The sequence below is a fragment of the Streptomyces albospinus genome (genome assembly GCF_014648695.1).
GTDB classification, from domain to species: domain Bacteria; phylum Actinomycetota; class Actinomycetes; order Streptomycetales; family Streptomycetaceae; genus Streptomyces; species Streptomyces albospinus.
This window is the reverse complement of the sequence record NZ_BMRP01000151.1, coordinates 1-334: the sequence shown is the minus strand read 5'-3', so window position 1 is coordinate 334 and position 334 is coordinate 1. Positions and strand designations below refer to the sequence as shown.

Sequence of the window (334 nt, the reverse complement as noted above, 5' to 3'; positions counted from 1 at the left end):
GAGGAGGGTACGCGTCCGGCCCGTAGCCGCCGCCGGGCCACCCGCAAGGCCACCGCTCCGGCCGGTGCACCGCAGGTCGCCGCCGAGGAGGGCGCCGCCCCCGCCGCCGAGCAGGCACCGGAGGCGCCGGCCGCCGAGGCCGAGGCCCCGCGCCGCCGGGCGCGCCGCCGTGGTGAGCGCGCCCCGGAGCCGGCCGCTGCCGAGGCGCCCGCGCCGCGTGCCGCGGAGGAGCCCGGGCAGGAGGCGCCGGTCCGCGGTCGTCGCCGGGCGCAGAAGCCGCCGACGGCGGTCTTCCAGGCGCCGGTGTTCACCGAGCCGATGTTCCAGACCCCGG

At 82.9% G+C, this 334-nt stretch carries 1 protein-coding gene; it reads left to right on the top strand.

What is annotated here, in order from left to right; genetic code table 11:
* Positions 1 to 334, top strand: a 334-nt coding sequence (locus tag IEZ17_RS41715) for a hypothetical protein (protein WP_189308840.1), incomplete at both ends; no start/stop codon positions are given.